The organism is Streptomyces sp. NPDC093252, from assembly GCF_040683675.1.
GTDB lineage: Bacteria > Actinomycetota > Actinomycetes > Streptomycetales > Streptomycetaceae > Streptomyces.
In genome coordinates, this window is the sequence record NZ_JBFBEM010000022.1 from 1 (window position 1) to 25,193 (window position 25,193).

The following is a 25,193-nucleotide window of genomic DNA, read 5'->3' on the forward strand; positions in this document are numbered from 1 at the left end:
ATGTCGATCCTGGTGCAGCAGGTCATCAACATCGGTCTCGCGGTGGCGATGGACCGCCTGGCGCAGTGGATGCTGGCGAAGCAGGGCAAGACCACGCCGAACGGAATGAACTATCTGATCCAGGCGGTGGGTTTCGGTGCGGTGCAGGGCGGTCTGGCGGTGCCGATGCAGTTCGCCACGGCCTGGCTCGCGAAGAAACTGACCAATCTGGTCGGATCGGGTGCGAACAACAAGCTCTTCAACGACCTCGACCGCGCCCTGCGCGAACGCCCGACGCCACCCCCTCGCAACCTCACCAAGCAGGACGAGGGCGGCGGCGGCACCCCGTCACCGGTACCGCGACCACTCCCGCGGGGCGACGCGGGGCCGCCGCTCACCCGTGCTCTCCCCACCTTCACCGGCGGCGCGGACCGGGCCTTCGCCCAGGACTTCACCACCTCGCTGACCTCGGTCGCGAACGGCCTCGGGCGGGGCGGCGACGTTCCGGCCCGATTCATGACGGACATGGGCGACCTCTTCGCCCGGCGGTTCGGCGACGACCTGGGCGAGGAGGGCGCCCAGTACCTCGGCCAGGTGTTCGCGCGCACCTATGTCGACCAACTGACTCGTGACACTCTCGGCGACTCCCTCCAGCGGGTGCTGCGCGGCAGCCGCCTGCCCGACACCTACGGCGACGAGGTGATCCGGGTGATGTCGACCGGGGTGGGCGGGCTCTTCGACCAGAAGGGGCTGGGCTCCAAGTTCCTGCAATTCGCGGTGGAGGGGATCGGGGAGGGCGTTCTCGGGTTCGGCGCCGAGATGGTCTACAACGGCCTCGCGTTCAGGGAGTTCACGGCGAGCGCCTCGGGCTTCTACTCGGCGATGTTCAGCGAACGCCTCACCGCCGCCCTGGACATCAACGCCACGCATCTGGGCTCCGGCCTCAAGGACCTCCTCAACGATCTCACCGCCAAGCTCGGCATCGGCCCGCTCCTCCACGTCGCCACCCCCACGCCCCCCGCCCAGGGAGCGACAACCACCACGACAGCCACCACGACGACCACCACAGCAACGGCGACCCCGCAGACACGTGGCACCGGCGGCACCCCACGCCCCCTCACCACAACCGGCACCGTCCCACCCGCCCCACTGACCACCCTGCCGGAGCCCATCGCCACGCCCATCTGGACCGCCCCACCGCAGTCCATCGCCACCACCTGGGACACCACCCCGGAATCCCGCCCCTCCCCCCTCCCCGACGTCAGGAACCTCCCCGAAGCCACCGACCGCCCCGAAGCCAGCCGCCTCCCCGACCCGACCGCCTCCACCACCCCCACCGCCCCCACCAACCCGACCGCCTCCACCACATCCACCACCCCCACCGACCTCACCCCCACACCCCCGCCCTCCCTCCCCACCCCCACACCCACCTCCACCCTCACCCCCGACCTCGAACTTGCCCAACAGACCCAGCGCCTCCACACCGCAGTCGAGGACGCCGCCGCAGGCGCCCGTGCGGAGTACCTCGCCGCACACCGGCTCCCGCCCGGCACCCCCATACCCCTCACCTGGATCAACTGCGTCATCCTGATCCACCAGTTCACCCAGCGCCTCTACGCCGAGTCCGGCCTCCTCCCCCCGGACCTCCTCCCCCAGGCCCTGTTCCCCCCGACCCTCTTCCCCGACCTCCTGCCCGGCGGCAGCGGGGTGCGCCCGGCCGTCACCCAGGACGACACCCACGTCGGCACCGGGCGGGCCGCGCAGCGGCTCGCCCCCGGGCCCGGCTGGGCCACCATCACCTCCTGGGACACCGTCGAGAACGCCCTCACCCGGACCGGCCCCGGCTCCACCGCGCTGATCCTCAGCGAGAGCCGGAACCCGGACCAGGAGGGCCACGCCCAGGCGGCCCACCGCGTCGGCACCGTCACCCAGTGGGTCGAGATGCAGGGCGACGGCGAACCCGTGGTCGGCCCCGAGCGGCCCGGCCGTGAACCCACCGACACCCGGGCCGTCATCGTCGGCCCCGACGGCCAGGTCCGGCCCCATGCCCTCACCGAGTCCGCGCCCGGCGCCCCCGACCCCGTCGTCACCGACGCGCTGACCGACCCGACCCCCGCCACCGGTCACGGCGCGCTCGGCTTCGAGGCCGAGCTGATGTACGAACTCGTCTCGGCCCAGCCGCTGCCCCTCAAGCAGGTGCTGGCCGAGCACCTCACCGCGCGCTCACTGATCGTCGTGGAGAGGGCGCCGTTCTACCGGGGCGGCGACAACCGGCTGTACGCGTCGTACCAGGCGGCGGCAGCGGCGCTGCCCCACCGCGCGCCCGAGACCCTGGAGTTCATCGTCCCCGAGCTGGTCAGCGCGCCGCTGGCGGTGCTGCCGGACGAGGGGGGCCGGTCCCTGGAGGACGGGCTCCGCACCCATCTGCGCACCCGGCGGCTGCTGGAGGGCGCCGACCTGGCGGGCACCGACGTCCCGCTGGCCAGGCTCCTGTCCGGCGACCCGGACTGGCAGGTGCGGCCCGAGGCGGCGTCCGTACTGCTGCGGCCCTCGCCGGTCGGCGCCCACCACGCCACGTCCGACCAGTTCACCGTCGGGGTCCCGCCCGCCGGACTGACCTCCGTCCTGGATGTCGTACGGGACCGGGTGGACGATCCCCGGCTGCGGGTGCTGCTCGCGGAGGGGCGGGCGTTCGCCGACGTGGTCACCGCGCGGTTCGCCCGGGAGGTGCTCCGGCAGGACCTGACCTGGCCCTACTATCCCTTCCTGCCGTATCTGCCGGGGCTGGCCGAGGTGCACGGGCACGCCTGGCTGCTGTTCAACCATGTCGCCGCGCCGCCGCTGGCCGAGCGGTTCTTCCCCCGGCGGCTGCGCAAGAATCTGCTCCCGGCCGCGTCCCGGAACTCCTTCGCCGATCTGCACGCCGCCCTGAGTCCCGAGGTGCGGGACTTCCTGCGGGCCAACCAGACCTCCATCACCGGCCAGTTCGAGGGCCGGCTGCGCACCCTCATCCGTGACCTCAGCGGCCGTGCGGACGCCCGTGACCTCGATCTGTACGGACTGCTGGACGAACGGCTCGGCAGCGACGAGAGGCGCCCCGCCAGCACCCGGGAGTATCTGATGACGGCCCTGCTGGGCGCCCCGCAGCACGGTGCCCCGGTCAGCCAGTGGGAGATGGTCGGCATGGACGACCAGCCCATGGACACCGTCAACCGGCACTTCCCCTACCCGCTCGCCCTGCTCGAACTGCGCCACTACTGGGCCCGCGCCGATCTCCGCGACCCGCTCGCCCCCGACCTCCACTCGGACGGGGCGCTGGAGACCTCCCTCCGGGAGATCGGCGACGCCGCCCGCCAGGCCCATCAGCAGGCCGGACGGCATGCCCGGATGCCGCTGCCCGCGCGGCCCGGGACCTGGACCCGGCAGTTGTCCGACCCCGTCGTGACCCGGCTCGCCCGGCTCTTCGAGGCCGCCGAGGGCCTGGCCGAACCGATGGGCGGGGGGCGGGCGCGGGCCGTCCTCTCCCTGGGCGACCGCACCGCGCTGGCCTCCGCCGTGTCCACCGCACGGGAGAGGGGTGCCCCGCTGTCGCCCGAGGCGGGCAACCGGCTGCTCGCCATCACCGGTGACCTCCAGCGGGCCGCCTCCGCCGGCGTGCCCGGCGCCGAGGGGGCTCTGAGGGAGGCCCACAGGGTGCTGGAGTCCCTCGGGTGGGGCGGGCCCCCGACGAAGGCCGCCGGTCCGTCCCGGGCGACCCGGCTGCGCGGCGGCTCGGACCTGCACGCCGACGACAGCGACAGCGACAGCGACAGCAGCACCGGCAACGACAACGGCAGCGACACGGACAGGGACCGCGACAGCGACAGCGACAGCGACAGCGACTCGGCCATGGACGTGGACACCGACGGCCCGCAGGACCTCACCGATGCCCCGGACCGCGGCACCCCCGCCTACGACGACCACCGGCTGCGCGCCGTCGTGCGGGACGCCTCCGCCGCCGCCGAGCGGGAGTTCCCCCCGGACACCAGAACCAGGTCCGACGGCACGCTCTCCCCCGTCAACTGCGTGATCCTGCTCCGGCAGTTCACCCGCCACCTCTACCCCGGCGACACCTCCGGCCACCTCCCCGGCCGCTCCCCCGGGCACCTCCCCGGCCGCTCCCCCGGCCACCTCCCCGACCTGTTCCGGCCCACCCGCGCCCGTGACGACCTCGCCCTCGGCACCTCCCGCGCCGACTGGCTGCTCGCCCCGGACGCCCACTGGCGGCCCGTCGGCTCCTGGCAGGACCTGATCGGTGCCGTGCGCGACGCGCCCCCCGGCACCACCGCCCTGATCCTGACCCGGCGCACCTCGCGGATCGGCCACGCCTACGCCGTCACCCGGACCGCCGAGGGACTGCGCTGGATCGAGATGCAGGCCGGCGGCGGCAGCCGGATCACCGACCGGCCCCCCGCCGGACTCCCCCATCTGCTCGACCCGGACGTCTTCGGCGCCGACCCCCTCGACACCCGCCCCCTGAACACCCGGGCCGTCGTCCTCGGCCCCGGCGGCGGGATCGTCCCCGACGCGCTGCCCGCCCTGCCCGCCCACCGTCTGGTGGACGCCCTCACCGATCCGCCCGCCCGGCGCGACTACGGCGGTACGGGCGTGGAGGCCGAGTTCCCGCTCCCGCTCGGCAACCTCCCCAAGAACGCCGACTTCGGGACCGTCCTCGCCGGTCACACCTCCGGCGCCACCGTCGTCGTCGACCAGGACAAGTACTACCGGGCCGGGGGAAAGCTCTACCAGGACCGCAGGCGGGCGCGCGAGGCCGGGCGCGGACGCTTCGAGGAGGTGCTGCGGCCCATCCCGGAACTGGTCACCCCGGCCCTCGCGGTGCTGGACCGGGAACGCGCGGCGGGCCGGATGTCCGCCGACGACGGCATCGCCCTCTACACCCGTACCCGCGCGGCCCTGCGGCAGGTCACCGCGGCCCGGGGACCGGTCCCGCTGACCCGCCTGCTGACCACGGACGACGGCTGGACGGTGGAGCCCGCGGCCCGCGCGGTGGTGGTGAACCCGCCCCCGGCCGACCTCACCGACCTCGACTACATCCAGTTCACCGCCGGGGTCCCCGCCGAGGCCCTGACCCCGCTGCTCGATCTGGCGCTCGCCCACACCGGCACCGACCGCCACCACCGGATGCTGGAGGCGGGACGGGACTTCGCGGACGATCTCGCCGTCCGCTACGCGAGCGCGTTCACCGGGCTCGACGTGCGGACCGCGCAACTGCCCTTCCTGTCCGGCGTCCCCGGGCTGGCCATGCTGCACGGCTACGCCTGGCTGGGCTTCCTCCAGGTGGCCGTCCTGCCCGTGCAGCACCGGCTCCACCCCGGGACCCTCCTCAAGGGCCATCTGCCCGCCGCGTCCCGCACCTCCTTCGCGGACCTGCTCGCCGCCCTGGACCCCCTCGTCCGTACGTTCCTCGGCGGCGACCGGGACTTCATCACCGCCCGGTTCGAGACCCGGGTGTCCCAACTGCTGCTGGACCTGCGGGACCCGGCGTCCGGCCGGTCCGACGACCGCTTCGCCGACCATCCCCTCCGGGACCGCAACGAGGACGGCGTCTCGACGAGGGCCTATCTCGACACCATGCTGCTCGGCAGCGCCCGGCCGGGCGGTCCGGTCGGCCAGGACGCCGCCCTCGGCCTCAAGGACATGCCCCTCGACACCTTCGGCCGGACCTTCGCCCCGGGGCTGCCCCTGGTCGAACTGCGGTACTTCGCCCCCGATCCGGCGCTGCGCGCCCATCAGCGCCCCTGGCGGATGACGGAGGACGCGTTCGCCGTCTCGTTCGGGCAGGTCCGGCAGGCCGCGGCCGAGGCCCACGCGCTCGCCCGGCGGATCGGGGACCCGGCCTCCTCACTCACCCCGGACGCCGTCCGGGACCTGCTGGCGAGGCATCCCCTGATACGGCGGCTGGAGCGGGTCTTCCACCGGCTGGACGGGCTCCAGGCGCCGGAGGACGGCGGGGCCGTGCCGCTGCTGTCCGTGCGGGACCGGGACCTGCTCGCCCGGAACGCGGTGGACCACGCCCTGGGCGCCCCGCTCGCCCCGGGCACCCGCACCGCCCTGACGCGCCTCCACTCCGCGACCGCCAGGGCCCTGACCCTGATCCCGCCCGGCAACTCCCCGTCGCTCAACTCCGCGCGCACGGCGTACCGCAGGGCGACGGAGTCCCTCCGCGTGGCCACCGAGACGGCCGACACCCTCCTCAGCCCTCCCGAGCCCACCCCCACCACCACCCGCCGCGTCCGCTTCGCCCCCACCCCCACCCTCATCCCCGAGCCCGCCCCCACACCCACACCCACGCCCGAAACCGCCCCCACACCCACACCCACGCCGGAATCCGCCCCCACGCCCGAATCCGCCCCCGAACCCACTCCCACGCCCGCCCCCGAACCCACCCCCCAACCCGACCCCCACCCCACCCCCTACCCCCCCGTGAACACCGCCCTCCTCCCCCGCTGGCAGTCCCGGCTCCAGGCGGCCCGCGACTGGCTCGGGCAGCTCCTGCCCGACACCGGACAGAACTGGACCGCGCGGGCCATGCACGTGATGGCCGGCACCCACCGGCCGCCCCCGCCCGACCGCACCGGCGGCCCGGCCCCCGGCGAAGAGGCGTACCGGAGCCTCTACGACGGTTTCGCCGCCCTCGTCGCCCATGAGCTGTACCAGTCCCCCTACGACCCCCGTCCGCCCCTGCTGCGCGCCCAGGAGCTGTCCCTGCGGCTGCGCGAGGAGTTCGGGACCGGCACCCCCGCGTACCTCGACGAGAGCGACACCTCGGGCACCCCGGCGCGAACCCCCGCACAAACCCCCACGCAAACCCCCACACCAACCCCCGGACAACCCTCCGTCCAAACCCCCGCACCATCCCTCCTACTGACCCCCGATCCAACGCCGTTCAGCCCGGAGGCGCTCGCGCGGTCGGTGGCGCGGGCCGCGGCGACCGCCGTACGGGAGGCGGGCGGCGAGGTCCGTACCACGGGCGAGGTGAACTGCGTCGTGCTGGTGCGGCATCTGCTGTATCAGCTCTACCCCGCCCCGCCCGGCTCCCCGCTGCCCGGCGGGGCCCGCGCCGGAGTCACCCGCGACGATCTCTCCGTCGGCACCGCCAACCCGGAACAGGAGCTGGCCCCCGGCCCCGGCTGGGCGGCGGTGACCTCCTGGCGGGCGCTGACCGAGCGGCTGGAGCGGGCCGCGCCCGGCACCACCGCGGTGGTGCTCACCCGCCGCACCACCGAGGTCGGCCACGCCTACGCCGCCCAGTGGACCACCGGAGGGCTGCGCTGGGTCGAGATGCAGGCCGGTGCGGACAGCCGGGTCACCGAGGGGCCGCCGGTCTCCCGGCCGCACCGCCCCGACCCGGCGCTCATCGGCGTCGGCCCGCTCGATGTCCGCCCCCTCGCCACCCGGGCCGTCCTCATCGACCCGCAGGGCAGGGTGATCCTCCCGGAGGGCCACGGCCGGGAGAGCGCCGTCGGGTACGCCGAGGCCCTGGTGGACCCGCCCGCCCGGCACGACTACGGGGCGACCTCCTGGGAGGCCGAACTGCGCTTCCCGCTGCACCGGATCCCGGAGGACGCGGGCTACGGCAGGACCGTCGCCACACACGACAGCGGGGCGAAGATCACCCTCGACAAGGAGGGCTTCTACCGGGCCGGCGGCAGACACTACGAGAGCGAGGCGCTGGCCCGGCGGGCGGCGGGCGACCGGAGCGTCCATCGGGAGCCCGTCTGGATCCCCGAACTGGTGATGCCGCCGCTGGCCACCCTGCCCGGGGACCGGGGCCGGCTGGACCCGGAGCGGGGCCTGGAGATCTACCGGCACGCCCGGCAGCGGCTGTCGCTGGTGAGCGAGCACCGCGATCCGGTGCTCCTGAGCACCCTCCTGGTCCCGCGCGACGGCTGGACGGTGACGGAGGCGTTCCGGGACACCACGGTGGGCAAACCTCCCGTGGACAACACCGACGCCGCCTATGTCCAGTTCACGGTCGGGGTGCCCACCGCCGCGCTCACCTCCCTGCTCGATCTGACCCTCGTCCACCACAGCTCCGACTACGACCCCGAACTGTTCGCCGCCGGGCGCGCCTTCGCCGACCGGATCACGGCCGGGTACGCCGCCACCCTGGTGGGCCGCGAGGTGGTGCCCGCCTTCCTGCCCTATCTGCGGACCCTGCCCGGGGTGGCCGCCCTGCACGGCTATCTGTGGCTGGCCCACTCGCATCTGATCGCGTACCCCATGAACAACGCGTTCTTCGACCAGCTCACCAAGAACCGGCTGCCCGCCGCGTCCCGGGTGTCGTTCGCCGACCTCCTCGACACGCTCCCCCTGGCGGCCCAGCACTTCCTGGACGACAACCGGCACGACATCGCCGAGCAGTTCACCGGCAACCTGAAGCGCATCGCCAGGGACTACGCGCACAAGACGGGCCAGCACCGGGTGCGCACCCGCAAGCTGCTGCGGGCCACCACCGCCGGCGGGGTCACCCCGGACATGTATCTCAGGACCGTGCTGCTGGGGAGCCTGCGCAGGGGCGGCCCGGTCACCCAGGACAACGCGGTCGGCATGCGCGAGTACCCCCTCGACACCCACGGGGGACGCTACGACCCCGGCCTCGCCCTGCTCGAACTGCGCTACTACGACGTGGATCCGGAGCTGCGCCATCCCGGCGGCGACGCGATGATGACGGACCGGGCGCTGGAGACCTCGTTCCGCCAGATCAGCGCGGTCGCGAGCAGCGGGTACGACTGGGCCGCGCACCTCGCCGACCCGGCGACGGTCCTCCCGGTCCCGGCGGCCCGCATGATCCTCGCCAACCCGTTCGCGGACCTGGTCGCGTCGGTCCTGGACCGCACCGACACCCTGACCGCCGAGCGGCCGGACGGCGCCCGGCTGGTCATCCTGGCCGAGGACGCCCGGGAGGCGCTGGTGCGGCAGGTGGCCGCGCACGCCACCGGGGGCGCCCTGGATCCGGCGGTGCGGGTGGCGCTGGAGGCGCTGCGGGACCGGCTGGCGGACGCCGACCGGTCGCGGGCGAGGGGAATCCGGCGCGGGCTGCCCACCGACCGGAAGGTCTTCCGCCGGGCGGCCGAGGCCGTGTCCGGCGCCCTGGCGTCCGCCGAGGAGCTGACCCGCCCCCCGGTACCCGCCCCGGCCCCCGGGACCGTCCGGCGGACCACCGAGGCCCTCGCCCGGCTCACTCTCGACCCCCGGTCCCACCCGGGGCCGTCCCGGCAGCCGGCCCCCACCGCCCGGGACCGCGCGATCGAGGGGCGCGGTCCCGACTTCGCGCGGGCCCGGGAGTTCCTGGACAAGCTGCCCGCGGACGATGTCGCGGCCTGGCGGAGGCTCGCCCTCGGAGCGATGGGCGACACCCACCCGGCGTCCGCCCCCGGCCCGGCCGACCCGCGCACGGCGGAGGGCCGGTACCAGCGGCTCCACACCGACGTGGTGAACCTGGTCGCCCACCGCCTCGCCGTCACCTACCGGAGCTATCTGGACACGGCCGGGCAGCGCGGCGAGGACCCCGGGCGGCGCGCGACGCCGAAACTCGCCAAGGAGTGGGCCATGCAGCAGGGGCGTGACCTGTCCCTGCGGCTGGCCGCCGAACTGCGCCCGCCCGGCGCCGATCCCGGCGTCCAGTCCGATGTGTCCCGGCGGGTACAGGCCATGCTCACCGCCGGAGAGCCGCCCCCCACCGCGCTGTTGTTCGCACAAGACCCCACATCGAGGACCGACTGACCCGTCCAGGCCGTATCCTGCACAACAACCCACCAACACCTGACCGATCCCGACCACCGGCCGACTACCAGCCGACCACCGGCCGACCATCGGCCGACCACCCCCGACAACCCATCGGCGCAGCACCCAGAATTGAGGAGGACGGGCCCGTGGCACGCCAGCTTCTGACCGTAGGCCAGGACGGCGCGGGCGAGTTCCGGACGATCGGAGACGCACTGAACCGGGCCCAGTCCGGTGCGGTGATCAGCATCCAGCCCGGGAGTTACGCCGAGGCGCTGACCGTTCGTACCAGGGTGACCCTCGTCGCCGAGGGGCCGCGCGGCTCGGTGCGGGTGGAACCCGTGCGGGGCAGTGCCGTCACCCTCGCCGCGGACGCCGTGATGCTGACCGATCTGGTGCTGCGGGCGGGTGAGAGCGATCTGCCGGTGGTGGACGCGGTCCGCGGCCAGGTCGCGCTCGACGGCTGCGAGGTGATCGGCGGCGGCTGGGCGGCGGTCCTGAGCCGGGGCACCGGCTCGCTCGCCATGCGCAACTGCCGGGTGACCAACCCGATCGGCGCGGGCATCGTGGAGACCGGCCCGACCGGCTCGATCATCGAGGACTGCCTGGTGGAGCATCTGGGCACCTCGGCCGTCGTGATCGGCGAGCAGGGCCGGGCCACCGTGCGCGGCTGCACCCTGCGCGACGCGCGCGGCAACGGGCTGCTGGCCAACGGCAACTCCCGGGGCTCGGTGGAGGACTGCGAGATCTCCGCGACGGACAAGCCGGCCATCGCCCTGGAGGGCGCCACCTCGGTGTCGGTGACCCGCACCGAGGTGCACGGCGGGGCGGTGGGCGCGTATCTCGCCTCGTCCAGCCGGGTCGCGCTCCAGGACGTGCGGATCACCAAGACGACCGGGCACGGCTTCGTGGTGGCGGGCGGCTCCGATCCGCAGTTGCGGACCTGCGGCACGGCCCGCACGGGCGGCAGCGGTCTGATCGTCACCGAGCGCTCCCGGGGCACCTACGCCGACTGCGAGTTCACCGGGGCCGCCCAGCCCGCCGTCCATGTCGACGAGAACAGCGCGCCGACCCTGACCGGGGCGCGGGTCGCCGACTGCGAGGGCATCGGCATCCAGCTCGTCAATGAGTCGGCGGCGGAGTTCGACCGGCTGACGGTCGCCGACACCGGGGGCATCGGGGTGTCCATCCGGTCCGGGGCCAACCCCCTGCTGCGGCGGGCCCTGATCACCGGGGCCAAGGGTCCCGGCATCCAGGTCGCCGAGGACGGCCGGGGCCGGATCGAGGACTGCACGATCGAGTCGGCCTCCGGCCACGGGCTGCGCACCGAGGGCCACGGCAACCCGCAGATCGGCAACTCGGTGATCCGGGGCGCCGGCAAGGCGGGCGTGTCGGTGGGTCCGCGCGGACTGGGCCAGCTCCGCGACACCGAGGTGACCGGCGCCGGTGAGACCGGGGTGATCGTGGAGGACGGCGGCGAGGTGACCCTGCTGCGGCTGCGGATCTCGGGATCGGGCAAGCACGGGGTGCTGATCGCGGGCGGCGGCCGGGCCACCCTCAGCGGCTGCGAGAGCGCCGAGAACGGCGGCGACGGCATCCGGATCGACAGCGCCGAGCAGGTGTCGGTGACCGGCTGCGCGACCCGGGGCAACAAGGGCGCGGGGCTGCGCGCGGGCAAGCCGGGCCCCAAGCTGACGGTGTCCGATCTGACCAGCGCCGACAATCACGCCCCGGACGCCTGGCCCGGCGCCGACCCGGCCGCGCAGACCACGGCCCCCGGGGTGACCGGTGAGGACGGCAGCCCGGCGGAGCCGCAGGGCCCGTTCGCCGATCTGGAGGCGCTGGTCGGTCTGGCCGGGGTCAAGCACCAGGTGAGCACGCTGGTCAATCTGGCCCGGCTCTCCCAGCGCCGCGCCCAGTTGGGCATCCCGGCCCCGCCGATGAGCCGCCATCTGGTCTTCGCGGGCCCGCCCGGCACCGGCAAGACCACGGTGGCCCGGCTCTACGGCAGCATCCTCGCCGACCTCGGCATGCTGTCCTCCGGCCACATCGTGGAGGTGTCCCGCTCCGACCTCGTCGCGCAGGTCATCGGCGGTACGGCGATCAAGACCACCGAGGTCTTCGAACGGGCGCTGGGCGGGGTGCTGTTCGTGGACGAGGCGTACACGCTGCTGTCGGACAGCAAGGGCTCCGGCGCGGACTTCGGGCGGGAGGCCATCGACACCCTGGTGAAGCTGGTCGAGGACTACCGCGACGAGGTCGTGGTGATCGTGGCGGGCTACTCCAAGGAGATGCAGGACTTCCTGGCCGCCAACCCCGGTCTGGCGTCCCGGTTCACCCGGACCATCGAGTTCACCAACTACTCGGTGGAAGAGCTGGTCACCATCACCGAGAACATGTGCGCCGCGCACAGCTATGTCCTGGACCCGCTCGCCGTGCAGGCGCTGCATGTGCACTTCGCGGCGATGCCCCGGGACGCCACCTTCGGCAACGGCCGGGCGGCCCGCCGGGTGTTCGAGGAGATGGTGGACCGCCAGTCGTTCCGGCTGGCGTCGGTGCCCGACCCGGACGAGTCCGATCTGCTGCTGATCCTGCCGGAGGACGTGGGTGAGGCGGAGGCGGCCGAGGTGCGCGGCGAGGGCTCGTCCGTGCCGGGTGACTCGGACGTCCTGGCGCGGCTCAACAACATGATCGGGCTGGGCGCGGTCAAGCGCGAGGTGCGGGGCATCCTGGATCTGCTGACCACCACCCAGCAGCGGCAGGCAGTGGGTCTGCCCACCCCGAAGGTCAGTCACCATCTGGTCTTCTCCGGCCCGCCCGGTACCGGCAAGACCACGGTGGCCCGGCTCTACGCCGATCTGCTGCGCTCGTTCGGCATCCTCCAGCGCGGCCAGCTCATCGAGGTGGCCCGCGCGGACCTGGTGGGCCGGTACATCGGGCACACCGCGCAGCTCACCACGGAGGCGTTCGAGCGGGCCAAGGGCGGGGTGCTGTTCATCGACGAGGCGTACACCCTCACCCCGGAGAACTCCCCGCAGGACTTCGGCCGGGAGGCCGTCGACACCCTGCTGAAGCTAATGGAGGACCACCGCGACGAGACCATCGTCATCGTCGCCGGGTACACCGCCGAGATGGGCCGCTTCCTGGAGTCCAACCCGGGTCTGGCGTCCCGCTTCACCCGGCATGTGGGCTTCGAGGACTACAGCACGGACGAGCTGGTCGCCATCGTGGAGGAGATGACGTCCACCGCGGGCTACAAGTGCGCCCCGGAGACCCTGGAGACCCTGCGCGCCCATCTCGCTTCCCTGCCGCGCACCCGCTCCTTCGGCAACGCGCGGCTGGCCCGGCAGTTGGTGGAGACGATGATGACCCGTCAGGCGGGCCGTCTCGGCCAGGTCGCCAGCCCCGATCTGGAGGCCCTGACCCTGCTCCTCCCGGAGGACCTCCCGCACACGGAGGCCGCCCGGCAGGTGTCGTAGGCGGCTCATCGCAGTCGGGTGCCGGGGCTGCCGGTCCGTGTCGTGGCACGGACGGGCAGCCCCGGTTCCCTTTCGCGCCGACCGCCCGCCGAATCGTCGTCGCCGGGTCGCGCTGCTGTCATGGTCTGAGGAATCTGCCGGCTGAGTCCGCAGCCCCGTGCTGTGCCGCCACCTACCGGGAGCAGCCATGAAGGTGACCCAGACACCCCACGCACCGGACGCCGGGCTGCCCGCGCCGCCCCCGCCGCACCCCGCCCGCCAGGCCGCCGCGCCCCGGGTGCAGCCGGTCCCGGCGGCGGTGGCCGGTACGGCGACCCGGGGTGCGGGCGGACTGGCCCGGGACCGGATGCGGCTGTGGAGTCAGTACGGTGCCCGCTACCGCGCCGCGATGGCCGAGGCCGCCGCCGTCCTCGCGGGCGCCGGGCGGGACGGGGAGGGCCCGGCGGGGCTCGATGAGCGGGTGGGTGCGCGCGCCGACCTGGCCGCGCTGCGGCTGTATCTGGCCGAGGAGTGGGCCTGGGCCGAACCGGCGCTGCTGGACGGCGGCCTGGGCGCCCATCTCCCGCTCACCCGCTGTGCCGCCGCCGGGGTGCGCAGGCTGCCGGCCCACCGGGGGGCGGCGATCGTCCGCACCGATGTGCCGGAGAGCACGGCGGGGTGGTTCATGGACCGGGCGGTCGTGGTGGACCACGGTCTGTGGAGCGCCTCGGTGTCGACGGCCGCGCTGGGCGCGGGCGGGCCGGGGTACGCGGTGTGGTCGCTGACCGGGCGGGTCATGGGTGACATCGATCCGTACACACCCGATCGGCTGGTCTTCCGGCCGGGCACCCGGTTCAAGGTGCTCGATGTGCGGGCCGGGCGGCAGCCGTTGGTGCTGCTGCGGGAGATGTCCCCGCACGAGCCGGAGCAGCCGGGCAGCGGGGGTGACACCCGGGGTGAGTGGCTGGACACGACCACCGTGGCGGAGCTGCGTACGGCACTGGAACAGTCGTCCGCACTGACTCCGACCGCCTTCCAGGGCCCAAGGGCCCGCCCACCGGGGCTCATTGAGGGACTGAGTCAGTAACTGACCCTTAGCACAGCGCCTTCTTGGGTGACCTGTGAACAGGACCCTGATGTCAGTCGGGGCATGGGTTCCGTACTATCGGGTCAATCAGCGTGTCAGGAAGGTTGTGAACACTATGTCCGAACCCACCACGTCCGTGCCCGGGGTGACATCGCAGTACGCAGCGAAGGTCGCCGAGGATCTGGAACACAACCTCAAGGAGCAGGAGCAGGTCAGTTCCGACATCGCCGCACTTCGGGAGCGGTTGACCGGGCTCCAGGGCGACCATGTGGTGCTGACCAGCCTCCAGGAGGCACTGGGTGTTCCGGCGGAGCAGGGTGAGTCCGCCGCCCCGGCGGGTGAGTCGGTCGCCTCCGCCGGGCCGGTGACCGAGCCCGCACCGGCCGAACCGGCCGCCGAAGCCGCCCCGGCCGAGGCCGCCGCGGTGGTGCCCGCACCGCGCAAGAAGCCGGCCAAGGCACCGGCCAAGGCGGCAGCGGCGAAGACCGCCGAGAAGGCACCCGCGGCCAAGCAGGCCGCCACCAAGGCGGCAACGGCCAAGTCGGCCCCCGCCAAGAAGGCCACCCCCGCCGCCAAGCAGGCCGCCGCCAAGACGGCCGAGAAGGCGACGGAGAAGGGGGCGGAGAAGGTGGCTGACAAGGCCACCGACAAGGCCACGGAGAAGTCGGCCGACAAGGCGACCGACAAGGCCGCCGACAAGGCCGGTGCCGCCAAGTCGGCGCCCGCCAAGAAGCCGGCCGCCACCGCCAAGAAGGCCGCGCCCGCCGCGAAGGCCACCCCGGCCAAGAAGGCGGCACCGGCCAAGTCCGCCCCGGCGGCGAAGACCACGAAGGCCACGAAGGCGGCAGCGGTGGCCAAGAACGGCGCCGAGTCACCCGCCGCGGCGCCGAAGGACGCCGCCACCGACCCGGCGACGGGTCAGCCCACCCTGGTGCAGCTCATCCGGGAGCACCTGTCGGGTCAGCAGGAGCCGCGCTCGGCGGCCGAGATCACGGGCGCGCTCAGTGAGCAGCACCCGGACCGCACGGTGAAGATCACCGTCGTGCGGACCACCCTGGAAGGGCTGGTGGCCCGCAGTCAGGCGCAGCGCTCCAAGCAGGGTTCGTCGGTGTTCTACACCGGCCCGGTCGAGGACGGGGCGCAGGCTTCCGCCTGAGCATCGCCCACCACTCCGTCGGCCCGCCCCGGGAACGCATTCATGTGGAGAAGATCTCTCCAGTTCTTGGTCAGGGAGATCCCCGGGACATGAAGAACACGGGCGGGTCGACGAAAAGGCGAGCAGGCCGGCGGGTCAGCGGGTCAGCGGGTCAGCGGGTCAGCGCAGTCGGCGGGTGACCAGCAGGACACTGACCAGGCTGACCAGGGTGACTCCGACAAGATAGAGCGTGATCGGGGTCGAGGACGACCACTGGGTGTAGAGCCCGGTGGCGACGGTCGGGGCGATACCGCCGCCCAGGATCGACCCGAGCTGATAGCCCAGCGAGGCCCCGCTGTAGCGGACCTCGGCCTTGAAGAGCCCCGAGAACAGCTCCGCGATGGGCCCGTAGACGACACCCATGAACAGCGCCGTCACCAGCAGGGCCGCCAGCACCAGCACCGGCTCCGCGGTGTCGACCACCGGGAACAGCAGCGCCGCGCAGCCCACCAGCCCGATCGACCCGGTCAGCAGCACCGGGCGCCTGCCGTGCCGGTCGGTGAGGGCGGCGGCCCAGGGAATGACCGCGAGCCACACCACCGAGGCGACCAGGGTGAAGGTGAGGATCAGATCGCGGCTCAGCTCCAGCACCGAGGTGCTGTACGCCAGCAGATAGGCCATGAAGACATAGCCGAGGGCGTTGATGCCGATGAACGCCCCGGCGGACAGGCCGACTTCGCGCCAGTGCTCGCGCAGCACGGTCACGAACGGCATCCGCAGCTCCGCCTTCTCCCGCTTCACCCGCTCGAAGTCCGGGCTCTCGCTCACCGTCAGCCGGATCACCAGCCCCGCGATCACCATCACGGCGCTCGCCAGGAACGGCACCCGCCAGCCCCAGGACAGGAACGCCTCGTCGCTGAGTGAGGCGGTGAGGGCGAGGAACACCAGGTTGGCCAGGATGAGTCCGCCCGGCACCCCCATCTGCGGGAAGGAGCCGTAGAACGCCTTGCGCCGCTCCGGGGCGTGCTCGACGGCCATCAGCACCGCACCGCCCCACTCCCCGCCGACCCCTATCCCCTGCACGAAACGCAGGACGACCAGCAGCACCGGGGCCCACACCCCGATGGTGGCGTAGGTGGGCAGCAGTCCGATGCCGACGGTGGCCAGGCCCATGGTGAGCAGGGAGATCACCAGCATGGACTTGCGGCCGACCCGGTCGCCGAAGTGGCCCATCACGATGCCGCCGACCGGCCGGGCGAGGAAGCCGACGGAGTAGGTGGCGAAGGAGGCGAGGGTGCCGGCCGCCGGGGAGACCGACGGGAAGAACAGCGGGCCGAAGACGATCGCCGCGGCCAGTCCGTAGATGAAGTAGTCGTACCACTCGATGGCGGTGCCGATGAAGCTGGCGGTGGCCACCCGCAGCGGGCGGACCCGTGCGGGGGCGACGGCCCGGGACTCGGTGGTGCGGTCGACGGTCATGGGGGTGTGCCTCCTGACAGAGGGAGGAGCCGGCCCGCCGAGATGGTCGGCGCGGAGCACGGCGGGGAGCGGGCACGCCGGGGACGCGGCCGGACGGGCACGGTGGTGCGCGTACGGGCCGGGCGCGCGGTCGCGTGGAGGGAGCCGTGCACGGTGGTGCCCGGCCTGCCCTCCGGCGACGGGGAAGATCGGGGGGGACGGTCCCGGCCGGGTGGGCCGGGGGGTGGGGGACGATCTACCGACCGAACGATTGGTCGTCTGATGGTCCGGTAAGTAAAGGCAGGGTCACGACCGGTGTCAAGACATCCGGCAGGCCCGCTCCGGGGCCTCCCTAGAATTGCCCTTATGGACGAAGTCGCTGCCCCGACGGACGACGGTGCGGCCGAACCCTGGCTGCGTCTCCCCCCGGTCACTCTCCACCAGAAACTCCCGCTCTGGTACCAGGCGTCCCAGCATCTGCGGGCCTGTATCGCCGCCCGCCGCCCCGGCGACCCCCGGCGGCTGCCCGCCGAGGAGAAGCTCGCCGAGCACTACGGGATCAGTGTGATGACGATGCGGCAGGCGCTGAAGGAGCTGGAGTCCGAGGGCCTGATCACCCGTCACCGCCGCCGGGGCACCTACGCCGAGGAGCCGGTGCGGCGGCCCCCGCTGAAGCTGCTCGGCTCGGTGGACGCGGTGGTCTCGCAGCAGGCGGGCGACGATGTGGAGGTGCTGGCGCCGGAGCCGGGCCCGCCGCCGCCCGAGTTCGCCGCCCTCTTCCCGGACACCCCCGAGGTCGTACGGCTGCGGCGGCTGCGCCGGGAGGGCGGGGAGGTGACCAGCTTCGCGGAGAACTTCGTGCTGCCGTCCGTCGCCGCCCGGATCGACCTCGCCGATCTGGCGCGGATGCCGATGACCGCCGTCCTGCGGGACCGGCTCGGGATCCGGATCGGGCTGATCGAGGACAGCGCGGCGGCCCGGCTGCCCTCCCCCGAGACCGCCGCCCGCCTGGACATCGCGCTGACCGCCCCGGTCCTGTACTGCGTGGGCATCACCCGGGACCTGGCGGACCGGGTGGTGGATGTGGCGTCGATCCACTACCGGGGCGACCGCTTCACTTTCGCGGTCACCTTCGACACCAGGTGAACGACGGTGTGTTCCGGGGCCGGGCGAGGGCTTGGGACCTGCGCGTTAGCATGAGGGCATGACGGAGATGTCCCGAGACGCCGGATCCAGTGACGGCGGTCGTCCCCTGCGCCGGGACGCCGCGCTCAACCGGGAGAAGATCCTCCAGGCCGCCCGGGAGATCTTCGGCGAGCGCGGACTGAAGGTCACCCTGGACGACGTGGCCCGGCACGCGGGGGTCGGGGTCGGGACCGTCTACCGCCGCTTCCCCACCAAGGAAGCCCTGGTACGGGCCCTGTTCGAGCACGATCTCCGGCTCCGCCAGGAGAGCGCCGAGAAGGCCCTCGCCCATCCCGACCCCTGGCAGGGCCTGGTCGACTTCCTGGTGCTGATGGCGGGCGACCTCTCGGAGAACCGCGGGCTGCACGAGGTCATCATGATGGGCAGCCACAGCTCCGCGCCCATCGAGCGGGCACGCGGCGGACTGCGGCCCTATCTCGCGGATCTGATCCGGCGCGCGCAGGAGAGCGGGGATCTGCGGCCGGAGGTGACCCCGTCCGACTTCCCGGTGATCGTGCACATGCTGGCCGGGACCACCCGCTTCACCCAGGGCATGCGCCCCGACATCTGGCGCCGCTATCTGGAGATCCTGCTGAACGGCCTGCGCCGGCGCCCCGACGACCCACCACTGACCACCCCGAGCCTGAGCGACGACATCGTGGAACAGGTGATGGGCTTCCGCAGGCCCGGCGAACGAGCCCAGTGACCCCGGATCAACTGTCGAAGTCGACCGTCAGCGCCTCCGACACCGGGTACGACTGGCAGGTGAGGACGTACCCGGCGTCCACCTCGGCCGGTTCCAGCGCGTAGTTGCGCCGCATGTCCACCTCGCCGTCGGTGATCCTGGCCCGGCAGGTTCCGCACACCCCGCCCTTGCAGGCGAACGGCACATCGGAGCGGACCCGGGCGGCGGAGTCCAGCAGCGTGCGGTCCCGGGGCAGCGCGGCGGTGGTGGAGCGCCCGTCGAGGGTGAGGGTCACCTCGCTCACCGGACCGTCGGCTCTGGGCTCGGCGCGGCGCGGCGGGGCGGGCGGTTCGGCGTCGTCGGCGAAGAACAGCTCCTGGTGCACCCGCTCGCGCGGCACCCCCAGCCCGGCCAGCACCTCCCGGGCGTCCTTGACCATGCCGAGCGGCCCGCACAGCCACCAGTGGTCGGCGCCGGGGACGTCGATGAGCGCCCCGACGAGCGCGGCGAGCCGTTCGCCGTCCAGCCGCCCGGACAGCAGCTCCGCCTCCCTCGGCTCGCGCGAGAGCACATGGGCGAGCTGGAAGCGCGTACGGTACGCGTCCTTCAGGTCGGCCAGTTCGTCGGCGAACATCACGGTGTCGGTGCGGCGGTTGCCGTAGAGGAGGGTGACGCGGGAGCGGTCGTCGGCGGCGAGGACCGACGCGGCGATGGAGAGCATCGGGGTGATGCCGGACCCGGCGGCGATCAGCACATGGTGCCCGGGGACGCCGGGGTCCGGGGTGAACAGCCCGGCCGGCACCATCACCTCGACCGCGTCGCCGGGCCGGGCCTCGCGCACCAGCCAGGACGAGAAGAGCCCGCCGGGCACCTCGCGCACCCCGATCCGGGGCGCGGCCCCGACCGGCGAGCAGATCGAGTACGACCGCCGCTCGTCGCGTCCGCCGACCCGGCGCCGCAGGGTGAGCGACTGCCCGGCGAGGAAGGCGTACTGGCCGCTCAGCTCCCCGGGCACGGCGAAGGTGACGGCCACCGCGTCCTCGCAGAGCCGCTCGACGGAGGCGATCCGCAGGGTGTGGAAGACCGGGCGGGCGCGCCGCGGTGGAGCGGCGGTGCCGGTCGGGCCCGGGGCACGGGGGGCGGGTGCCGTCAGCTCGGCCATCAGATCTCCTTGACGTACTCGAACGGCTCGTGACAGGCCCGGCAGCGCCACAGGGCCTTGCAGGAGGTGGCGGCGAAGCGGGAGGTCTCCTCGGTGTCGGCGGAGCCGCAGCGCGGGCAGGGGACGCTGTGCCGCCGGGTCGGGGAGAGCACCAGCGGGACGGGGCCCGCCGGATGGCGGGGGGCGGGGCCGGGCGGGGCGATGCCGTGCTCGGTGAGCTTGCGGCGCCCGGTCTCGGTGATCCAGTCACTGCTCCAGGGCGGATCGAGCACGGTACGGATCTCGACCCGCTCGAACCCGGCCGCGTGCAGTCGGGCGGCGACATCGGCGCGCATCTCGGCCATCGCCGGGCAGCCCGAGTAGGTGGGGGTGAGGGAGGCGACCACCGTGCCGTCCTCACCGACCCCGACGTCCCGCAGGACGCCCAGGTCGGCGAGGGTGAGCATGGGCAGTTCGGGGTCCGGCACCCGCTCGGCGACATGCCGGGCGCGGCGGGCGGCGGTCAGCTCGGTCACCATGTCGCCTCCGGGTGGGCGCGGGCGAGCCCCTGCAACTCGCCGAGCAGCGGGGCGAGGTACTCGGTGTGCCCACCGAGCCGCCCGTCACCGGGCAGGGGGTTGGGCTCGGGGTTGGAGTCGGGGTCGGGCTCGGGCAGCTCCAGCCCCGCCGCGGTGAGCACCTGACCCAGATCACCGAGGACGGCGTCCCGGGCGTCATGGGCCCGGAACAGCTCGGCGAGGCAGGGGGTGAGGGCGACGAGGGCCGCGGTCATCCGGGCGCGGGACTCGTCGGTGCCGTCACCGAGCCGGACGGCCCACTCGGCGGCGTACTGCCGGTGGTAGGTCAGCTCCTTGACCCCCTTGGCGGCGATGGCGGCGAGCACCGGATCGGCGGACCCGGCCAGTTCACCGAACTGAGCGAGCCGCCAACTGGCGAAGACGAGCAGCCGCCCGATGGAGAAGGCGAAGTCCCCGTTGGGCACCTCCACCAGCCGCACATTGCGGAACTCGTCCGGACCGCGGAAGTAGGCATAGGCGTCCTCCCCGCGTCCGGTGCCGTCGACCTGGCCGGCGCGGGAGTAGAGCAGCCGGGTCTGGCCGAGCAGATCGAGGCCGATGTTGGCGAGGGCGACCTCCTCCTCCAGCTCGGGTGCCCGGGTGACCCACTCGGCGAGCCGCTGGGCCAGCACCAGGGCGTCATCACCGAGCGCGATACAGCTCGCGGCGAGCACGGCACCGTCGACCCCCTCGGGCACAGCGGTCTCCACCCCGTGCAGCGGATCCTCGAAGCCGGTCCCGAAGGCCCAGCGGGCATCGCTGTCGTCATGCCCCTCGGCGAGACTGAGATAGACGTGGTCGTCGTCGCCGCTCATCGCCGGGGGCCCTCTCGTCGTGTGGTCCGGTCGGTCATCCGGCCCTCCTAGATGTGCGGGACGTCCTCGGGGATGTCGTAGAACGTCGGATGGCGGTAGACCTTGTCGGCGCTGGGCGAGAAGAACGGGTCCTTCTCGTCGCGGGTGGTGGCGGCGATGTGCTCGGAGCGCACGACCCAGATGCTGACGCCCTCGTTGCGGCGGGTGTAGAGGTCGCGGGCGTGGGTGAGGGCCATCTCGTCATCGGCGGCGTGCAGGGAACCCACATGCACATGGTTGAGCCCGCGCTTCCCGCGCACGAAGACCTCGTACAACGGCCACCCGTCCCGCACCGTCTCCTCCCTGCTCTCCCTGCTCATGCCACGGCCTCCGTGCGGGCTCGGGCCGCCTGCTTGGCGGCGTGGGCGGTGGCGGCCTCGCGGACCCAGGCGCCGTCCTCGTGGGCCTGGGCCCGGCGCCGCATCCGTTCCTCATTGCAGGGCCCGTCACCGCTGATGACCCGCTTCAGCTCGCTGTAGTCCGGGGTGCCGAAGTCATGGTGACCGCGCTCGTCGTTCCAGCGCAGCGCGGGATCGGGCAGGGTGACGCCGAGCTTCTCGGCCTGCGGCACGGTCATGTCCACGAACTTCTGCCTGAGTTCGTCATTGCTGTGCCGCTTGATCTTCCAGGCCATGGACTGCGCGGAGTTGGGCGAGTCGTCGTCGGGCGGGCCGAACATCATCAGCGACGGCCACCACCAGCGGTCCACCGCGTCCTGCACCATGGCCCGCTGGGCTTCGGTCCCCCGCATCATGGTCATCAGCAGCTCGTACCCCTGCCGCTGGTGAAAGGACTCCTCCTTGCACACCCGGACCATGGCCCGCGCGTAGGGCCCGTAGGAGCTGCGGCACAGCGGCACCTGGTTGCAGATGGCGGCCCCGTCCACGAACCACCCGATGACCCCGACATCGGCGAAGGTGGGGGTCGGGTAATTGAAAATGGACGAGTACTTCTGACGCCCCTCGATGAGCCGCTGGGTGAGGTCGGCGCGGTCGGCGCCGAGGGTCTCGGCGGCGGAGTACAGATACAGCCCGTGCCCGGCCTCGTCCTGGACCTTGGCGAAGAGGATCGCCTTGCGGCGCAGCGAGGGGGCCCGCGTGATCCACTCGCCCTCGGGCTGCATGCCGATGATCTCCGAGTGCGCGTGCTGGGCGATCTGGCGCACGAGCGTCTTCCGGTAGCCGTCGGGCATCCAGTCGCGGGGCTCGATGCGCTGGTCGCGCGCGATGGTGGCCTCGAAGTAGGACGCGAGGCCCTCCGGGTCCGTCGTGGTCATCCCCTCCGCCTTCCTGAGCTTCCTGGGTCTCCGCGGGCTTCCGTGAACTTCCGCGAGCCCCGGCCCCAGCTTCCCAACCGACCATTCGTTCGGTCTACTATAACGGGCTTCCCGTGGGGGTACGCAAGGGGTGGGGCGGGGCCACGGCCTCCGGCCCGGGACACACCCCGCCCGGAGGGTCACCCGCACCGCACCTCCCGCCACCGAGAGTCACCGGGGCGGGACAGCCGTGGACGGCTACGCGCCGTCAGGGCGCGGCTTGCGATGCCTGCCCCGGCCGTCCCGCATCGGCGGGGGCGGGGCCTGCGGCTGCGGCTGCGCGGGGGCCGGTGGCCGCGCCTCCGGCGGATGGAGGAGCTTCCGCGCCTCGGCGAGATCGGCGGCGAAGGCGTGGGGTTCCCAGGAGTGGCCGTTCCATCGCTGGATGAGGCGGGGGGCGCCGGGGTGGAGATGCGCGCCCTGGGGGCCGTCGCCGGGGACGAGGGGGGTGGCGCGCAGCCGCCCGACCCGCGCGTCCCGGCGCCGCGCCCACTCCGACAGGGGTTCGTCGTCCATGGCTTCCCGATCGTTCTGTGGGGGGTCCTGTGCGGGAGCGTAGCGGCCCGGCCGCTGCCGCTGGTCGTATCCGGCTCTGCGGCACCCGGAGACCGTGTGACGGGCCTGGTTCCGGGCCATCCAGCGCCGTGGCCCTCCGAACGCCCTGATCCCCGCTCACCGCACACACGTACCCGCCGCTCGCGGAACCGCGTCGACAGCCACCCTGTGCATCCACACCACCCCGCTGCTCGGCCCAAGCGGATTTCCTCGCGATCACGGCGGGAACTCACCCCGGTGCACGACGTTTCGCGCGTGCACCGCACCTGACGCCCCGGAAGGGATCACCACACATGGCGGACACAGAGCAGCCGGAGCACGCCAAGGGCACGACCGGCTTCCTGCTGGAGATGGGGATGCTCAAGCGTGCCAAGCGCACCGGATGGTGGATCGCCGGGGTGAAGGACCCCGAGACCATCGCCGAGCACAGCTTCAGAGTCGCCCTCATCGGCTCCGTCCTCGCCATGATGGAAGGCGCGGACCCCGCCAGGACGGCGCTCCTCGGGCTCTGGCACGACACCCAGGAGACGCGCGTCGGCGACATCCCCCACATCGGCCGCCGCTACCTCACCGCCACCCCCAACGAGGATGTCACCGCCGACCAGGTCTCCGCCGCGCACCCCGCCGTGCGCGCCGGGGCGCAGGAGATCGTCCGTGAGTACGAGTACGGCGACTCACTCGAAGTGGTCTGCGCCCACGACGCCGACAAACTCGAATGCCTCCTCCAGGCCGTCGAGTACCGGGAACAGGGCTGCGCGAATGTCCAGCCGTGGATCGACAGCAGCGTCGCCAAGCTGAAGACAGCCGCGGCCCAGTCCCTGGCAGAGGCCGCGCTCAGCATGACGTCCATCGAATGGCAGAAGACCTATCTGCGGTGAGTGTGTGGCTCTGTGAGCCTGGGGACAACGGGCGCGGGTCCGCTTTCTGATCTGGTCCACCGTGTCAGTGATGCCCGTCCCGTCGACGTGCGTCGACCGCGACAGGTCGGATCAGCATGACAGGCTCGTCGTCCGGTTCCTCCCCCGATGCGTGCAGCCTCGTGAAGGCCGTACTGGCCAGGTGCCATCGGCCGCCGACCAGTGCCAGCGCGTAGTACGGATCATCGGGGTCGACACCCGTAAGGGCGGGTTCGGCTCCGCACAGGACGTCCGCGCGGAACCGCGCCGCGATGTGCTCTGCGAGGCGCAGGTCCGGGTGTGGCCCGAGATCGAACTCGTGCACATGGACCGCGAGGCTCAGGGGCCACGCCGGATCCCGGGTGGGCTCCAGAGTCACCCACACGCCCCGTACGTCGTCCGGGACCTCGCCTCCGGGAGGCTGCACCAGCAGCGGCAGGCCGGGCGGGGCCAGTGCCGCGAACAGGGCGACCACGTCGGCAACGCTGAGGGGCCGGGACACGGTGAGGCTGAACATGGGGGTCACATAACCATGCCTGAGGTGATGCTTGTCAGCGGAGGTTGATCACCTCTAGGTTCGGGCTGGCGGGGGTTGAGTGACCAGAGGAGCGGGGGGGCGGAACGGTGGATGAAGATGAGTGGCTGCTGCGTCACGGGCTGCGTCCTGATGAGCGCGGCCTTGACGAGGTCCGCACGCTCCTGAGGGAACACATCGGCCTCGAACGCCGGAGTCAGGGCGACGGCGACACGATCCTGATGAAGCTGTGCTGCGTCCAGTTGTTCCAGGCCGCGCGCCTCGATGACGTGCTGCTGATCTGGAGCGCGAAGATGGCCAGTTGGGACGCCGGCTGCTCCATCGACATCCAGCTTCTGTGCGGTGCGGGGCTGGAGCGGACCAAGGCGTATCTTGCCGGGCAGTCGTCACCGGAGAGCGAGGCGGCGCTGAAGCGCCTGGTGTACTGCGAGGACGCGGGGGACTTCGAGGGGTTCACCCCGGAGGAGCGGTTCGCCTACTACACCGCGTACTACGAGTGAAGCGGTAAGTCCCTTGCCGCAGGGAGGCCCGCTGTCCCTCGCGGGA

16 protein-coding genes are annotated in these 25,193 nt (G+C 73.0%); 8 read left to right on the top strand and 8 right to left on the bottom strand.

Annotated features, from left to right (window positions below; all coding sequences use genetic code 11):
- The first annotated feature begins 12 nt into the window (after positions 1-12).
- The 4 genes from AB0O01_RS34000 (at position 13) to AB0O01_RS34015 (ending at position 15,466) form a co-directional block, all read left to right on the top strand.
- Positions 13-9,765 (top strand): toxin glutamine deamidase domain-containing protein, encoded by a 9,753-nt coding sequence (locus tag AB0O01_RS34000; RefSeq protein ID WP_365319607.1) that lies wholly within the window; start codon positions 13-15, stop codon positions 9,763-9,765.
- A gap of 149 nt (positions 9,766-9,914) precedes the next feature.
- Complete coding sequence (locus AB0O01_RS34005; RefSeq protein WP_365319609.1) at positions 9,915-13,244, top strand: right-handed parallel beta-helix repeat-containing protein; 3,330 nt, start codon at positions 9,915-9,917, stop codon at positions 13,242-13,244.
- A 187-nt stretch (positions 13,245-13,431) separates the two neighbouring features.
- Positions 13,432-14,310 carry a hypothetical protein gene (locus AB0O01_RS34010; protein ID WP_365319610.1) on the top strand — a complete coding sequence of 293 codons (879 nt, stop codon included), beginning with the start codon at positions 13,432-13,434 and terminating at the stop codon, positions 14,308-14,310.
- A 115-nt stretch (positions 14,311-14,425) separates the two neighbouring features.
- Complete coding sequence (locus tag AB0O01_RS34015; protein WP_365319612.1) at positions 14,426-15,466, top strand: hypothetical protein; 1,041 nt, start codon at positions 14,426-14,428, stop codon at positions 15,464-15,466.
- Between the two features lie 159 nt (positions 15,467-15,625).
- Here the strand turns inward: AB0O01_RS34015 and AB0O01_RS34020 are convergent, their stop codons facing one another.
- Positions 15,626-16,924 carry an MFS transporter gene (locus AB0O01_RS34020; protein WP_365319614.1) on the bottom strand — a complete coding sequence of 433 codons (1,299 nt, stop codon included), beginning with the start codon at positions 16,922-16,924 and terminating at the stop codon, positions 15,626-15,628.
- A gap of 345 nt (positions 16,925-17,269) precedes the next feature.
- On the opposite strand from AB0O01_RS34020, the gene AB0O01_RS34025 reads away from it, so the two are divergent.
- Together AB0O01_RS34025 and AB0O01_RS34030 are read left to right on the top strand one after the other, a co-directional pair.
- The gene (locus tag AB0O01_RS34025; RefSeq protein ID WP_365319616.1) at positions 17,270-18,049 is read left to right on the top strand and encodes a GntR family transcriptional regulator; all 780 of its coding nucleotides are present in this window, start codon (positions 17,270-17,272) and stop codon (positions 18,047-18,049) included.
- Between the two features lie 58 nt (positions 18,050-18,107).
- A complete protein-coding gene (locus AB0O01_RS34030; RefSeq protein WP_365319618.1) occupies positions 18,108-18,794 on the top strand; it encodes a TetR/AcrR family transcriptional regulator in 687 nt (228 codons plus the stop codon).
- 7 nt (positions 18,795-18,801) lie between these two features.
- Here the strand turns inward: AB0O01_RS34030 and paaE are convergent, their stop codons facing one another.
- The 6 genes from paaE to AB0O01_RS34060 form a co-directional block, all read right to left on the bottom strand.
- The gene (gene paaE / locus AB0O01_RS34035) at positions 18,802-19,935 is read right to left on the bottom strand and encodes a 1,2-phenylacetyl-CoA epoxidase subunit PaaE (RefSeq protein WP_365319619.1); all 1,134 of its coding nucleotides are present in this window, start codon (positions 19,933-19,935) and stop codon (positions 18,802-18,804) included.
- Positions 19,935-20,453: a 1,2-phenylacetyl-CoA epoxidase subunit PaaD gene (gene paaD, locus AB0O01_RS34040; protein WP_365319621.1), complete on the bottom strand. Its 519-nt coding sequence runs from the start codon at positions 20,451-20,453 to the stop codon at positions 19,935-19,937. Before paaD ends, paaE begins: the two co-directional genes overlap by 1 nt.
- Positions 20,447-21,307: a 1,2-phenylacetyl-CoA epoxidase subunit PaaC gene (gene paaC, locus AB0O01_RS34045; protein WP_365319623.1), complete on the bottom strand. Its 861-nt coding sequence runs from the start codon at positions 21,305-21,307 to the stop codon at positions 20,447-20,449. The genes paaD and paaC overlap by 7 nt, the downstream gene beginning before the upstream one ends.
- A 47-nt stretch (positions 21,308-21,354) precedes the next feature.
- A complete protein-coding gene (paaB, locus tag AB0O01_RS34050; RefSeq protein WP_365319625.1) occupies positions 21,355-21,666 on the bottom strand; it encodes a 1,2-phenylacetyl-CoA epoxidase subunit PaaB in 312 nt (103 codons plus the stop codon).
- Positions 21,663-22,622: a 1,2-phenylacetyl-CoA epoxidase subunit PaaA gene (gene paaA / locus AB0O01_RS34055; RefSeq protein ID WP_365319627.1), complete on the bottom strand. Its 960-nt coding sequence runs from the start codon at positions 22,620-22,622 to the stop codon at positions 21,663-21,665. The genes paaB and paaA overlap by 4 nt, the downstream gene beginning before the upstream one ends.
- Positions 22,623-22,859: 237 nt before the next feature.
- Complete coding sequence (locus AB0O01_RS34060) at positions 22,860-23,177, bottom strand: DUF6087 family protein (protein WP_365319629.1); 318 nt, start codon at positions 23,175-23,177, stop codon at positions 22,860-22,862.
- A gap of 332 nt (positions 23,178-23,509) precedes the next feature.
- Here AB0O01_RS34060 and AB0O01_RS34065 point away from each other — a divergent pair, with 332 nt between their 5' ends.
- Positions 23,510-24,094, top strand: a complete 585-nt coding sequence (locus AB0O01_RS34065) for an HD domain-containing protein (RefSeq protein WP_365319631.1) — start codon at positions 23,510-23,512, stop codon at positions 24,092-24,094.
- Between the two features lie 64 nt (positions 24,095-24,158).
- Here the strand turns inward: AB0O01_RS34065 and AB0O01_RS34070 are convergent, their stop codons facing one another.
- Positions 24,159-24,629, bottom strand: a complete 471-nt coding sequence (locus tag AB0O01_RS34070) for a hypothetical protein (RefSeq protein ID WP_365319633.1) — start codon at positions 24,627-24,629, stop codon at positions 24,159-24,161.
- Between the two features lie 107 nt (positions 24,630-24,736).
- On the opposite strand from AB0O01_RS34070, the gene AB0O01_RS34075 reads away from it, so the two are divergent.
- Positions 24,737-25,147 (top strand): hypothetical protein, encoded by a 411-nt coding sequence (locus AB0O01_RS34075; RefSeq protein ID WP_365319634.1) that lies wholly within the window; start codon positions 24,737-24,739, stop codon positions 25,145-25,147.
- Positions 25,148-25,193: the final 46 nt, after the last annotated feature.